Annotated in this window: 12 protein-coding genes; 4 read left to right on the top strand and 8 right to left on the bottom strand. The window is 44.7% G+C overall.

Features of this window, described 5'->3' with window-relative positions; all coding sequences use genetic code 11:
* Nucleotides 1–8: 8 nt before the first annotated feature.
* Both R7Q39_RS02785 and R7Q39_RS02780 read left to right on the top strand, forming a co-directional pair.
* On the top strand, nucleotides 9–1,280 hold the full coding sequence (locus tag R7Q39_RS02785; protein ID WP_005378448.1) for a YeaH/YhbH family protein: 1,272 nt from the start codon (nucleotides 9–11) through the stop codon (nucleotides 1,278–1,280).
* 11 nt (nucleotides 1,281–1,291) lie between these two features.
* Nucleotides 1,292–2,851, top strand: a complete 1,560-nt coding sequence (locus tag R7Q39_RS02780; protein WP_005378449.1) for a SpoVR family protein — start codon at nucleotides 1,292–1,294, stop codon at nucleotides 2,849–2,851.
* Nucleotides 2,852–2,930: 79 nt separating this feature from the next.
* Here R7Q39_RS02780 and kdsB read toward each other — a convergent pair whose 3' ends face one another.
* From kdsB to R7Q39_RS02755, 5 genes are read right to left on the bottom strand one after another with little or no spacing between them, the layout of a single operon-like run.
* Nucleotides 2,931–3,686 carry a 3-deoxy-manno-octulosonate cytidylyltransferase gene (gene kdsB / locus R7Q39_RS02775; protein ID WP_053349434.1) on the bottom strand — a complete coding sequence of 252 codons (756 nt, stop codon included), beginning with the start codon at nucleotides 3,684–3,686 and terminating at the stop codon, nucleotides 2,931–2,933.
* On the bottom strand, nucleotides 3,686–3,865 hold the full coding sequence (locus R7Q39_RS02770) for a Trm112 family protein (protein WP_005378451.1): 180 nt from the start codon (nucleotides 3,863–3,865) through the stop codon (nucleotides 3,686–3,688). The genes kdsB and R7Q39_RS02770 overlap by 1 nt, the downstream gene beginning before the upstream one ends.
* Nucleotides 3,846–4,853, bottom strand: a complete 1,008-nt coding sequence (lpxK, locus tag R7Q39_RS02765; protein ID WP_054729263.1) for a tetraacyldisaccharide 4'-kinase — start codon at nucleotides 4,851–4,853, stop codon at nucleotides 3,846–3,848. The genes R7Q39_RS02770 and lpxK overlap by 20 nt, the downstream gene beginning before the upstream one ends.
* 5 nt (nucleotides 4,854–4,858) lie before the next feature.
* Nucleotides 4,859–6,607, bottom strand: a complete 1,749-nt coding sequence (gene msbA / locus R7Q39_RS02760) for a lipid A ABC transporter ATP-binding protein/permease MsbA (protein WP_042522131.1) — start codon at nucleotides 6,605–6,607, stop codon at nucleotides 4,859–4,861.
* Between the two features lie 31 nt (nucleotides 6,608–6,638).
* Nucleotides 6,639–8,894 carry a DNA internalization-related competence protein ComEC/Rec2 gene (locus tag R7Q39_RS02755; protein ID WP_318075751.1) on the bottom strand — a complete coding sequence of 752 codons (2,256 nt, stop codon included), beginning with the start codon at nucleotides 8,892–8,894 and terminating at the stop codon, nucleotides 6,639–6,641.
* Nucleotides 8,895–8,902: 8 nt separating this feature from the next.
* On the opposite strand from R7Q39_RS02755, the gene R7Q39_RS02750 reads away from it, so the two are divergent.
* Nucleotides 8,903–9,412, top strand: coding sequence for a DUF2062 domain-containing protein (locus R7Q39_RS02750; RefSeq protein WP_005387834.1), 510 nt, complete (start codon nucleotides 8,903–8,905; stop codon nucleotides 9,410–9,412).
* Nucleotides 9,413–9,561: 149 nt separating this feature from the next.
* On the opposite strand, the gene lolE is transcribed toward R7Q39_RS02750, so the two are convergent.
* From lolE to lolC, 3 genes are read right to left on the bottom strand one after another with little or no spacing between them, the layout of a single operon-like run.
* Nucleotides 9,562–10,806 carry a lipoprotein-releasing ABC transporter permease subunit LolE gene (lolE, locus tag R7Q39_RS02745; RefSeq protein WP_064376276.1) on the bottom strand — a complete coding sequence of 415 codons (1,245 nt, stop codon included), beginning with the start codon at nucleotides 10,804–10,806 and terminating at the stop codon, nucleotides 9,562–9,564.
* Between the two features lie 2 nt (nucleotides 10,807–10,808).
* Nucleotides 10,809–11,516: a lipoprotein-releasing ABC transporter ATP-binding protein LolD gene (lolD, locus tag R7Q39_RS02740; protein WP_005378457.1), complete on the bottom strand. Its 708-nt coding sequence runs from the start codon at nucleotides 11,514–11,516 to the stop codon at nucleotides 10,809–10,811.
* Nucleotides 11,509–12,717, bottom strand: a complete 1,209-nt coding sequence (lolC, locus tag R7Q39_RS02735) for a lipoprotein-releasing ABC transporter permease subunit LolC (protein ID WP_031778997.1) — start codon at nucleotides 12,715–12,717, stop codon at nucleotides 11,509–11,511. Before lolC ends, lolD begins: the two co-directional genes overlap by 8 nt.
* Nucleotides 12,718–12,966: 249 nt before the next feature.
* On the opposite strand from lolC, the gene R7Q39_RS02730 reads away from it, so the two are divergent.
* A complete protein-coding gene (locus R7Q39_RS02730) occupies nucleotides 12,967–13,536 on the top strand; it encodes a hypothetical protein (protein ID WP_017634743.1) in 570 nt (189 codons plus the stop codon).

The following is a 13,536-nucleotide window of genomic DNA, read 5'->3' as shown; positions in this document are numbered from 1 at the left end:
GCTATTTCATGGCGCAATTTATAGACCGAAGGCTCAATGGCAAGAACAAGAGCGCTGTTAATCGACAGCGCTTCTTGAAGCGCCACAAAGAGCAAATAAAAGAGTCGGTAGCAGACGCAGTGAATCGACGCTCGATTACGAATACGGAAACGGGCGAAGACGTCTCTATCCCTCACAAAGACATCAATGAGCCTATATTTCATCAAGGCAAAGGTGGTGTTCGCGAACGAGTTCATCCCGGTAACGATCAATTCATTACTGGTGATAAAATTGAGCGTCCCAAAGGTGGCGGTCAAGGTAGCGGCTCTGGAGAAGGAAACGCCAGTCCAGATGGAGAAGGCCAAGACGAATTTGTATTCCAAATATCAAAAGATGAGTACCTCGATATTTTGTTTGAAGATCTCGAGCTGCCTAATCTAGAAAAAAACCAAATTGCCAAAATCACTGAATGGAAAACACACCGTGCAGGCTTTCAAACTGCCGGTATCCCTTCCAATATCGCCGTAGTTCGTTCTCTGCAACAATCTCTTGCGCGCCGTACTGCAATGACTGCTGGTAAGAAACGACTTCTTAAAGAGTTAGAAGACGAACTTGCTCGCATCAAAAATATTGAACCTGCTCAGCAGTTTGAAGAGAACCGCTTGAAGGCTGAAATTGAAGAACTGCGCAAGAAAATCGAAAGCGTGCCGTTCATCGATACCTTCGACTTACGCTTCAAGAACTATGAGAAACGCCCGGTACCATCGAGCCAAGCGGTAATGTTCTGTCTAATGGACGTATCCGGTTCGATGGACCAGGCAACGAAAGACATCGCAAAACGCTTCTATGTTCTTTTGTACTTGTTCTTAACTCGTACCTACGAGAATGTCGAAGTCGTCTTTATCCGCCACCATACCCAAGCGAAGGAAGTGGACGAGCACGAATTTTTCTACTCACAAGAAACCGGGGGTACCATTGTATCTAGCGCGCTCAAGTTAATGGATGAAATAGTAAAAGAGCGATACCCGATTGGTCAGTGGAACATATATGCAGCTCAAGCATCCGACGGTGACAACTGGGCAGATGATTCGCCAAGATGCCGGGATCTGTTAGTGAACAAATTACTTCCAAACTGTCAGTATTACTCTTACATAGAGATCACGCGGCGATCGCACCAAACTCTATGGCATGAGTACGAAAAACTCACTGAAGAGTTTCCTAATTTCGCAATGAAAAACATTCGCTCTGTGGAGGATATTTTCCCAGTCTTTCGTGAACTATTCCAAAAAGAAACGGCGTAAGGAGGCTAGCGATGAATACCGCAACGAGAAACCTCTCAGGAGAGGCGCCTAAGAAGCGTAACAGTAAAGTGTTGCCAGATGGACCAGATTGGACATTTGAGCTGTTAGAGCGATACCACAAAGAAATTAAGCGTGTCGCGGAGCATTATCGCCTAGACACTTACCCTAACCAAATAGAAGTGATTACTTCAGAACAGATGATGGATGCCTACTCAAGTATCGGCATGCCAATCAATTACAACCACTGGTCATTTGGTAAAAAATTCATTCAAACAGAGCAGAACTATAAACATGGTCAAATGGGGTTAGCCTACGAGATTGTGATTAACTCCGACCCTTGTATTGCTTATTTGATGGAAGAAAATACGGTAACAATGCAAGCACTCGTGATAGCGCACGCGTGTTACGGCCATAACTCTTTTTTCAAAGGTAACTACCTATTCCAAACGTGGACTGACGCCAGTTCTATTATCGACTATCTGCTGTTCGCCAAAAAGTACTTAGCCGAATGTGAAGAACGATATGGCGTAAAAGAAGTGGAAAAGCTGCTCGACTCTTGTCACGCGTTAATGAACTTTGGTGTAGACCGCTACAAGCGTCCAGAGAAAATCTCAATTACAGAGGAAAAAGCAAGACAAGAAGAACGCGAAGCATACCTACAATCTCAAGTTAATGAGCTTTGGCGCACCGTACCGACAGCCAAGACGAAAGAGGAAGACATCAAAGAGCGATTCCCAAGCGAGCCTCAGGAAAACTTGCTCTACTTCTTCGAAAAACATGCGCCGTTGCTAGAGCCGTGGCAACGTGAAGTTGTTCGGATCGTCCGTAAGATCAGTCAGTATTTTTATCCGCAAAAACAAACGCAAGTTATGAATGAGGGCTGGGCAACGTTCTGGCACTACACCATACTCAACCATCTTTATGATGAGGGCTTGGTGTCTGAAAAATTCATTCTAGAGTTCTTACATAGCCACACCAGTGTCGTGGCTCAGCCACCTTATAACAGCCCTTACTTTAATGGCATTAACCCCTACGCGTTAGGCTTTGCCATGTTCCGAGATATTAAGCGTATCTGTGAAGAACCAACTGATGAGGACAAAGAGTGGTTTCCAGACCTAGCAGGAACCGACTGGTTAGATGCAGTGCATTTCGCGATGCATAATTTCAAAGATGAAAGCTTTATTAGCCAATACCTTTCTCCGAAATTAATGCGTGATTTCAAGTTGTTTGCGATCAACGATGATGATCATAAGAACTTTATTGAAGTCGCTGCGATACACGATGAGATGGGTTATAAACGCATTAGAGAAACCCTAGCCGCTCAGTATAACTTATCTAATCTTGAGCCAAACATTCAGGTGTTTAATGTCGATGTCCGTGGTGATCGCTCGCTTACGTTGCAGTACGTTCCTCACAACCGCATCCCACTTGATGATAGTTACGAAGAAGTTCTAAAGCACGTGTATCGATTATGGGGCTTTGATGTCATTCTCCAAGAAGTGAAAGACACCGGTCACCGAGAAGTCTTAGCGACCTGCCCTAAACGGAACCAATACGACACTAACATTTAACTAATACCTCGATACAAGTAAAACAAAAAGGCTCCTAATTCAGGAGCCTTGTTTATTCTTAAATCTATCTGAGCATTTGTTACGCTTGCTTTGCAACAATCGCGCGCACGGCTTCTAGATCTTCGGGCGTATCAACGCCTGCTGCTGGTGCTTCTTTCGCTACCGCCACATGAATTTTTTCACCGTACCAAAGCACTCGCAGTTGCTCAAGACACTCAATCTGCTCTAATGCACTTGGTGCCCAGTTGACATACGTATTAATGAAACCAGCTCGATAAGCATAAATACCAATATGACGCATTAATGGGTTGGCAATGGTTTTGTCTTGTTTAGCAAAGTTATCGCGATCCCAAGGGATGGTTGCTCGACTAAAGTACATCGCATAACCTTGCTCATCTGCGACAACTTTAACAGCGTTCGGGTTGAACACTTCCTCTTCCGAGTCTATTTCTACAGCTAACGTCGCCATCGGGGCTTCACACCCAGATAAGTTATCAGCAACCTGACGAATGATGGACGGCGGAATCAAAGGCTCATCCCCTTGCACATTAACAATAATGTGGTCTGACGGAATAGCCATTTTTTCAACAACTTCGGCAAGACGCTCCGTACCTGATTCGTGGTGGGGAGAGGTCATACAAACTTTACCACCAAATGACGAAACCGCTTTCGCAACACGCTCGTCATCAGTTGCAACGATGACATCTTCCGCACCCGCTTGTAGCGCTTGTTCATAAACCCACTGAACCATAGGCTTACCACCAATATCCGCTAGCGGTTTACCAGGCAAACGGCTCGATGCGTAGCGCGAAGGGATGACAACCGTAAAAGACATTAGCGTCCCTCATCCATGCTCATAGTGCGAGCTTCAGGCTCTAGCAGAACTGGAATACCCTCTTTGATCGGGTAAGCAAGGCGATCCAATTTGCAGATCAACTCTTGATTATCTTTATCGTACGTCAGCTTACCTTTGCAAACAGGGCAAGCTACAATCTCAAGTAGACGGTGATCCATAAGCCGCTTTAACCTCTTTTATTCTATTTAAAATTTGCTCTGCATCGTTTGACTCAAACTGGGCAGATACAGGCAGATACCACCAATTATCTTGCGCATAATGGCTGCACTTGACGGCATCTTTCTCGGTCATAATCACATTGGTCCCTTGTTGAGCCAATGCTTCTAATTCTTGTTGATCAAAGTCTTGATGGTCAGCAAAACCTTTTGTGACTTTAACATCTGCGTTCATCGAGTTTAGTGTATGAAAAAAACGCGGAGGATGCCCAATGCCCGCAAATGCGACGAGATCTTTCAACTCCGAGACATCCACATGTTGCTTAGTCTTAAGATTAATAGCTTTAGAGGGTGCTAAAGCCATTGCGATTTCGCCCGTATGCGCTTGACCGCCATTGGTGATGATAAAGTCGACTTCTTTAAGTCGCTCAATACCTTCACGTAAAGGACCTAATGGAATCAGGCTTTCATTCCCAAACCGGCGATTCCCATCCACAATCACTAACTCAATATCACGGCCTAACGCATAATGTTGTAATCCATCATCCGTAATTATGATATCCACATCCAAATCTAGCAGTGCTTTCACTGCATTTGAACGCACAGGATCTACCGCAACAGGTGCTCCTGTACGGCGATGAATCAACTTAGGTTCATCGCCACAATGCTTCGCTGGCGTATCTTCTTTTAGCACTAACGGATAGGCAGGAGCCTTTGCCCCATAACCACGAGAAACAACCCCCGGCTTAAAGCCCATTTGCTGTAGTTGCTCAACAAGCCACACAACAACTGGTGTTTTACCATTGCCACCAGCAGTGATATTGCCAACCACAACAACAGGTATAGGCGCATTATAAGCTTGCTTGCGGCCAGTTTGGTATTGCTTTCGCTTTGACTTGCTTATCGCTCCAAATAATAAACTCAGTGGCCACAAAAGCGGCCACAAGAGATATTTTATTGGATGGCTTTCAAACCAGATTTTTTCAATCACCGCGCTTATTCACCAAACTGAATACGGTGCAATTGTGCATACGCACCATTTTTCTCAATAAGCTCAGCGTGGTTGCCACGTTCAATGATGGCACCATCATCAACCACAAGAATTTCATCGGCTTTCTCGATTGTGGATAAGCGGTGCGCTATTACAAGTACCGTTTTGTCTTTTTGCAGCTCATCAAGTGCAGCTTGAATAGCTCGCTCGGATTCGGTATCCAAAGCCGAAGTTGCCTCATCAAGAATCAGCACTGGAGCATCACGCAATAGAGCTCGCGCAATCGCAACACGTTGGCGTTGACCACCAGACAAGCTAGCACCATTTTCACCAATCATGGTATCAAGTCCATCATCCATTTTGCCGATGAACTCCATCGCATGCGCGAGTGTTGCCGCTTTCTCGATATCACTACGCTCATATTGGCCATCCGTTGCGTACGCAATATTGTTTGCTATCGTGTCATTAAACAAATGAACATTTTGCGATACTAGTGCAAATTGCTGGCGTAAATTCTTTAGCTCGTAATCACGAATATCATGCCCATCTAATGTGATAGATCCACTGTCAACATCATAGAAGCGGTTGAACAAGTTCGCGATGGTACTTTTACCTGAGCCAGAACGGCCAACTAGCGCCACCGTTTTTCCTCTTGGAATATCGAAGCTGACATTTTCCAATGCTGGTTTTTCTGCACCAGTGTAAGTAAAGCTTACGTTTTTAACTGAAACATCGCCATTTGCGCGTTCAACTGTCAACTTACCTTCGTTTTTCTCAGGCTCGAGGTCAATTAACGCGAAGAGCGTTTGGCTCGCGGCCATACCACGTTGGAACTGAGAAGTAACGTTAGTCAGCGCTTTAAGTGGGCGCATCAGCCCAAACATTGCAGAGAAGACAACAGTAAATGTACCAGGAGTCAGTTGCTCTTTAATCGAATCAATACTTGCCAAATAAAGAACGGCAACAATTGCAAGTGATGCAATCATTTGTATGATAGGGTTAGCCGCCGCTTGAGCCGTCACCAACTTCATGCTTTGTTGACGCATTTGGTTGCTGACTTTTTCAAATCGTTTACGTTCGATGTCTTGGCCGCCATAGCTCAACACAACTTTATGGCCTTTCAGCATCTGCTCTGCTGATGCAGTTACGTTACCCATCATGGTCTGCATATTTTTGGATATTTTTCTAAAACGTTTAGAAACAACACCAATACCCCATGCCACAACAGGAGCAACAGCAAACAGCACTAGCGACAATTGCCAGCTGTTGTAAAACATCAAGACTAACAGACCAATGATACTTGCGCCTTCACGCACAATGCTCACCAACGCTTGGCTAGTTGCCGCTGATACTTGCTCTGAGTCGTAGGTTATACGCGACAATAAGTTGCCCGTCTTTTCCTTATCAAAGTATGACACTGGCATATGCATAAAGTGATTGAACACCATGCGACGGACTTGCATAACTACGTTGCCAGATACCCAGCTCAAACAGTAGGTGGAGACAAATCCACTTATGCCACGGATGAACATCATGGCAAAAATAATCAATGGAAGCGTGCGTAAAAAATCAGATTCAGCGTTCCCAAAACCTTCATCGAGTAGTGGTTTTAGCAGGGAAATCATATAGGTATCTGATATGGCATTAATAACTAATGCAATGACTGCAACGACAAGACCTGACTTATAAAGGCGAATAAATTGCCATAGACGCTTAAACGTCTGCCAAGTCGTTTCATCAGTATTTATCGACATAGAAGTGCTTTATTTTCTTACATTAAGACTCTCATTCTACTCCCTTACGCAGCATCTGCCTATACCAAGGCTCAAATGTATCGCTACGTTTGGTTTCTGAGTGCCAATTATCACGGTGAATAAAGAAGCTTACCTGACCACCCTCACCAGTATCAAGCCAAGTAATGCCAAGCTTTCGGTATGAAGCAACGACATTTTCCGCTGGCATTCCCCATCGATTGTTTTTTGCTAAAGAAGCAACCGCCACACTCGGGCTCACCGACTCGATAAATCGAGGATTCGATGAACATTTACTCCCGTGGTGAGGGACTAGCATCACATCGCTTTGTAACTTTCCGGGTTCTCTAAGCAAAATCCACTCGCTAATGGCCTCAATATCACCAGTAAAAAGCATACTAAAGTTAGAAATAGGGTCAGTAAGTCGTAATACACAGGAGTGCGGATTATACGCACGTTGAACAAGTGCAGGAGGCCAGAGCACTTCCATGTTTAATCCTTGCCATTTCCATTGGTCGCCTCTAGTGCAAGGCTCATATTCGATAAAGAATTGACTACTAAGTTTACGTTGTGGAGAAAAAGCATCTTCAATGAAAAAGCGGCCGCCTGCGTGATCATTATCGGAATGGCTTAGAATCAGTGTATCTATGCTTTCATAACCTCGTTGATGCAAAACCGGAGTGACGACCTGCTCTGCGATACTGCCGCTTTGCCATGCTTTACCAGTGTCATACAGCAACACCTTGTCGTCTTTTTCTACAACCACTGCAAGGCCATGACCTACATCTAATACATCGATACGCCAATGCGGTTCATACTCCGATGCAAGCTTGATACTAATAACGATGCCGAGTAACAAATACCACGCGTACTGAGACATGAACCGTTGAAATATTAAGCAAACCACTATCGCCATAACCAGCATTGTCATTTCCATGCTAATAGGTTGCCAAGAACCTATTGCGTACTGTATTGACGTGCTCAATGGCTGTAATGACCAGTCCACCAAATGCCACAGAGGCTTCGCTATCATTTCAAGAAACAAAGATGAGAACAGGGCTAGAAACATCAAAGGTACAACGATAAATCCGAACCAAGGAATAAATACCAAGTTGTAGGCTATTGAGGACAAACTAAAACCGGAAAAGAAATGGCCACTAACAGGTACGATTAAAGCGCCCAACATCAATTGAGTAAGCAATACCGCTTTTAATTTCGTTTTCCAATCTCCCCTTTGATGTTGAATCAAATTAATTGCGAACAATACCGCACAAACGGAGAGGTATGATAACCAAAAGCTCATACTGTAGGATGCAAAAGGTTGGACAAGCAGTTGTAGAGATACTGCAAGCAAAAGAACTCGCCAAGAAGTCCAGTGCACCAGAGTATACTTCAGGAGAACGTAAACAACGCATACCGACACTGCTCGCGTAGTAGGTAGAGAGAAATCCGCTAACCAAGCGTAGGCAACAGCGAAAATCAGCCCATATAAGCTAGGCAACAACTGGTATTGGGGTAATAGATAACGAACGGTACCGCCCACGACTAGCCCAAAAGTAAACGCCATACCAATATGTAAACCAGAAATGGAGACCAAATGCAGTAAACCACTGTCCCTGAGCGCTTGCCAATCTTCCTTAGACAACCAAGAACGGTCAGCAAAAACTAACGCACTTATTAACGAGAAATGATGAAGGGAAGACACATCATCAGCGACATCGGCAATAATGGATTGACGCAGAGATACATTAGAACGAACAATCCACTTAGCGTCTTTGTTAACAACCGCTCGGGCGATAATATTTTTACCCATCGCGTGCTTTTCAGCATCAAAGCCAGCTTCGTTGCGTAGACCTGTAATCGGCTTTAACGAGATGGATGTCGTAAACTCACTGTTAACATCGAGTGGAAAAGGCGTAATAAGACGGATTTTAGGTTTAAGAAAAGGTAACAGAGTTTGAGAATTTACCGCTTCTATAGCGACAATACCTTCATAACCGTGACTTATTTGCGTAAAAGGGCTGTCAACTTTACCAATTATGGTAATATTCTCCCCTGCTTGAAAAAGGGCTTGTCTCTGAGACTCCAATACATTGCCGTGGACGATGACAACCATAAAGCCCGCAATTGCGCCTATGCTAATTAAGCCACGACGTAATTTGATTATTGAGCCAGTGGTTATTATTCCCAGCAGCAACCAACGCCAATCTGGTATTGTCGGCCACCAAGCCGACGAGATTACGCTCGCTACAAATAACGCCAAGGTCCAACTTTTTTCTGAGAGAGTCATGCTGTCCTATGCCTAGAAAGCTGATAAAACGCTTCATGCCAGATCATGAATTGATCAAACGCCAAAAAGCATTGAAGGTCTTCGGCAATGTGTTGTACAACCCAAACTTGTGGTGCTTAAACCGCCGCTCGGCATCAGGGGCTTTTGCTGTCGGGTTATTTATGGCTTTTGTTCCGCTGCCGAGCCAAATGATCATGGCCGCTGGTTTGGCCATTATGTTGGGTGTCAATCTGCCCCTCTCCGTCGCTTTGGTATGGATCAGCAATCCTATCACTATGCCTGTGCTATTTTACTTTGCGTACAAGCTAGGTGCTCTAGTGATGCGTCTTCCCCCGCAACCTTTTCACTTTGAACTATCGTGGGAATTCATCATGCAGCAAATGAGCACCATTGGACCTCCATTTCTATTGGGCTGCGCAATTTGTGGGGTTGTATCCGCGATTATTGGCTACTTCGGAATTCGAGGGCTTTGGCGCTACTCCGTGGTACGGAGCTGGCAAAAACGCAAAATAAGATAAGACCTTACTGCGTAAAAATCAGCATTTGAGCTATCAGTTGAGGGGCATCTAACAGTTAGAATGAAACGCGATGTTACTCAAGTCGGATAAATACAAAAAAAGGACCGAATTCGGTCCTTTTTGTTTTTCGCATATTGTAAAACAATCAGCTATTTAGAACTCAGTACAGCCGCCGGATTCAACCTTGCGGCACGAGAAGCGGGATACCACGTCGCAAGTAAACTAAGCACTATCGCCGTCACTGACACCAATGCCACATCTGGCCAGTGTAGTTGTGATGGTAAGAAGTCGACGAAGTAAATATCGCCCGATAAAAACTGATGACCAATTAAGCTCTCTAACCCTTTAATTAACGGGGTCAGATTTAACGCCACTAAGACACCGATAACACTGCCGACGAGACTGCCAAATACACCAGAGAATACACCTTGCCAAACAAAGATCCGTTTGATTAGGCTATCTTTTGCTCCCATTGTTCGCAAAATTGCAATTTCCGCCGCTCGGTCTTTCACTGCCATCATCAACGTAGACACAATATTAAAACATGCCACGCCAATCACCAGTACCATCACCAAGTACATAATGGTGCGCACGAGCTGAATATCGCGATACAAAAAACCAAACTTTTGCTGCCAGCTTTTCAAATACACATAAACATCAACCATGCTACCAACCTCGCGAACAATAGAAGGCGCATTGAGAACATCGTCCGTTTTTAGTGAAATGCCAGTGACCCCTTCCCCTAATCTCGCATATTGCTGAGCATCCGCTAATGGTACTAACGCTAGAGAGTGGTCTATTTGGCCATTCAACGTTAAGAACCCTGACACCTTCACGCGCACACGCTTAGGAGCCTGCACTTTATTTGCGCCGCCTGTTTGCGGAATCATCAACGTAACGTAATCCCCCACGGCGACATTTAGCTCGTTTGCTACACCTCGGCCTAAGATCACTTGCTGCTGACCGGCATAAAAGTTTTGCCAAGCTGCTTGGTCAATAAAATTCGATAAGCTCGACACCGCTTGCTCGAAAGTAGGCTCTACGCCACGAACTTCTATCGCTTTTAGCTTACTGCCTTTTTCTGCCAAGCCCGTAAAACGAACATACGGTGCTGCCGCAACAACATGTTCATGTTTTAGAGCTTGATTCATCGTTTTGGTGTAGTCATGAAGTGGTCCATTAACACCTTCTAACTCGCCGTGTGGGATCACAGACAACACACGCGATTGCAGCTCGCGCTCAAAGCCATTCATTGCAGACAAACCGATAATGATCACAGCAACGCCAACCGCAATACCAATGGTTGAAGAAAGCGATATGAAAGACACCATCTTGTTGCGCTTTTTCGCTCGACTGAAGCGACCACCAATCATCAAAGCTAAAGAGGTAAACAAAACTAGCCCTCCGCAGATGCTGTATCAGTCACAAAACGATCTACGAGCAAACCATCTTGCATGTGCATTTGACGATCCATTTTTGCTGCCAGCTCTTTGTCATGCGTGACAACCAAAAATGCAATGTTTGACTCTTTATTGAGCTCGCGCATCAAATCATAGATAGACAGTGCCGTATTGTGATCTAAGTTCCCCGTAGGTTCATCAGCCAAGACCAGATCAGGTTTATTCACCAATGCACGCGCAATCGCAACACGCTGACGCTCACCGCCCGATAACTCGGAGGGTCTATGTTGCATCCGATGACTCAAACCAACTTTATCTAACAGCGCTTTAGCCGCCTGTTTTGCATCCGCTACTTTAGCACCGCCAATCATCAGTGGCATCGCCACATTTTCAAGCGCAGTAAAGTCAGCCAACAAGTGATGAAACTGGTATACAAAACCAAGGTGCTTGTTGCGTAATGCAGCCTGTTTGTTCGAGCTCAAAGCTGATAGGTTTTGCCCTAGAAAATCAACTTCACCATGAGTTGCGTCATCTAACGCACCTAAAATATGCAATAAGGTACTTTTTCCCGAACCAGAAGAGCCAACAATAGAAACCAACTCCCCTTTGTCGATATCGAAACTTACGCCTTTCAACACTTCCGTATCTAACGAACCCTCTCGGTAGACTTTACGAATATCACGACATTCTAATAGCTTATTCATAGCGAAGTGCCTCAGCAGGTTTAACAGAAGATGCTCGATAAGAAGGATAAAGCGTAGCAGCAAGGCTAAGAGCAATCGCCAATACCACCACTAAAAGAATTTGCAGTGAATCAATCAAGATGGGTAGATGACCACCAAAGCTGAATAGCGCCACACCAGCAGATTCAAGAATCGCATTTAGATTAAGTGACAAGATCACGCCCGCAGCGCCACCAACAATCGCGCCAATTACACCACTGCTTGCACCTTGCACCATGAAAATGGTCATCACTTGAGATTGAGTCATGCCTTGAGTTTTCAATATTGCGACTTCTGATTGCTTCTCCATTACCACCATGATTAAAGCGGAGATAATATTGAATGCAGCGACACCCACAATTAGACCTAGCATAAGTCCCATCATGTTCTTTTCCATTTTCACCGCTTGGAAAAGCTCACCACGCTGTTCGCGCCAATCACTCCATTCCCATCCATCAGGCATGGGTTGGTCAGCAAAATCCGTCACCATAAATGGGTCAGAGAAAAAGACACGCCAACCAGAAACCGTGTCTTTAGGGAAACGCATCAGCTTAGATGCATCCGTCATGTTCACAATCATTAATTGACCATCAACGTCCGATCCCGTATTGAAAATGCCTGAGACAGTAAAGTTTCGCTGGCTAGGAATACGGCCAAGTGGGGTAAACTGCGTTGCGTTGGTCACCATCAAGCGCACTTTATCCCCGATTGAGACCTTTAGTGAACGCGCCAAACTGTGACCCAAAAATACATTGTAGTCACCTGCTTGAAGTGACGATAATCGTCCGGCAATCAAATGGTTGCTAATCGGATCGCCTTTCTTAGGTTCAATACCGATGAGGTAACCAGCCGTCAGCTGTGCAGAACTCTGAATAACAGCCTCTCCTCTAACGATAGGCTCCGGCTGAGATTCACTCGACATCGCTTGAACAAATGGAGGGGCAGACTCGGTCATAGGCGTTTTTCCATCGTGTTGCGAAACAACGGCATGAGGTAGCACACCTAAAATGCGTTCTTTTAACTGCGATTCAAACCCGTTCATCACAGAAAGAACCGTCACCAACGCCATTACACCGATCGTAATACCCGCCGTCGACATATAAGAAACAAATCGGCTGAACCTATCTCCAGAGCGTCCCCGAAGATACCTTAAGCCAATAAACAATGAGATAGGATGATACATATAAGACAAACCAACTGGTTGTTTTGATATAAAGCTTTAGCGGATTATCTTACCTTACTCTTCTCATTAAGAAGACAAGAGAATCGCTAAATTTGTCAACGACATGCAATAAGTCTGTATTTAGGGCAAAAAGTTCAAGGACAAATCAGCTAAACTTGATAACTTCATTCAGTTAGCGATAATCAGTGCCCTATTTCTCTTTGTTTGTTGAGTGAACAGAGAGCGCTCACTGGCAAAAGGATCGACTATATGACAGAGCAAGAATACTTTACCGTCCATCATAACCTCACCATCAACGTCGAAACGTTGAGTGCGGACTTTGCTTTGCCAGATGAAGAAACATTTGCCTCCGAAATTCCAGCACCATTTATTGTCGCCAGTGAATTTAGTCACTTAGATATGTTGGCAGACAACGCGCGTCTAGAGCTGAAAAACAAAGAGTTAAAGCATGTGATCAACTTGCTTGATACGCAAAACGCGAAACTTAACCTCTTGTTGAGCTTTATGCTTTCACAACAAGATGACGCCTCCATTCGATATCAAACGACGCAGTTTGGTGCTAGTCAACTCAGTTTCCGCTCAGATACAGCGTTAACTACTCAACAACTCGTTCGTGTTAAACTGTTCCTCGATCACCCTGCTGCGGCGATTTACTGTTACGCTCAAGTAGAAGAATGTGATGCTTCAGAGCAAGATTTCATTATCACGCTTAGATACAAGATGCTCCGAGAATCTGATCAAGATTTACTGATAAAGGCGGCACTGTATCAACAACAAAAACTTTTACGTCAGCGCTCGATGGAGCGAGATAAAAAATAA

The sequence above is a fragment of the Vibrio sp. 947 genome, from assembly GCF_033339115.1.
Classification (GTDB): domain Bacteria; phylum Pseudomonadota; class Gammaproteobacteria; order Enterobacterales; family Vibrionaceae; genus Vibrio; species Vibrio alginolyticus.
Note: the sequence above shows the minus strand (reverse complement) of the source record. Positions and strands in the feature narration are given on the sequence as shown.

Coding starts and splice junctions, on each gene's coding strand:
- msbA (WP_042522131.1), bottom strand. CDS start 6,607: ATGTCGATAAATACTGATGAAACGACTTGGCAGACGTTTAAGCGTCTA.
- R7Q39_RS02750 (WP_005387834.1), top strand. CDS start 8,903: ATGCCTAGAAAGCTGATAAAACGCTTCATGCCAGATCATGAATTGATC.
- R7Q39_RS02770 (WP_005378451.1), bottom strand. CDS start 3,865: ATGGATCACCGTCTACTTGAGATTGTAGCTTGCCCTGTTTGCAAAGGT.
- R7Q39_RS02780 (WP_005378449.1), top strand. CDS start 1,292: ATGAATACCGCAACGAGAAACCTCTCAGGAGAGGCGCCTAAGAAGCGT.
- R7Q39_RS02755 (WP_318075751.1), bottom strand. CDS start 8,894: ATGACTCTCTCAGAAAAAAGTTGGACCTTGGCGTTATTTGTAGCGAGC.
- R7Q39_RS02730 (WP_017634743.1), top strand. CDS start 12,967: ATGACAGAGCAAGAATACTTTACCGTCCATCATAACCTCACCATCAAC.
- kdsB (WP_053349434.1), bottom strand. CDS start 3,686: ATGTCTTTTACGGTTGTCATCCCTTCGCGCTACGCATCGAGCCGTTTG.
- lolC (WP_031778997.1), bottom strand. CDS start 12,717: ATGTATCATCCTATCTCATTGTTTATTGGCTTAAGGTATCTTCGGGGA.
- lolD (WP_005378457.1), bottom strand. CDS start 11,516: ATGAATAAGCTATTAGAATGTCGTGATATTCGTAAAGTCTACCGAGAG.
- R7Q39_RS02785 (WP_005378448.1), top strand. CDS start 9: ATGGCGCAATTTATAGACCGAAGGCTCAATGGCAAGAACAAGAGCGCT.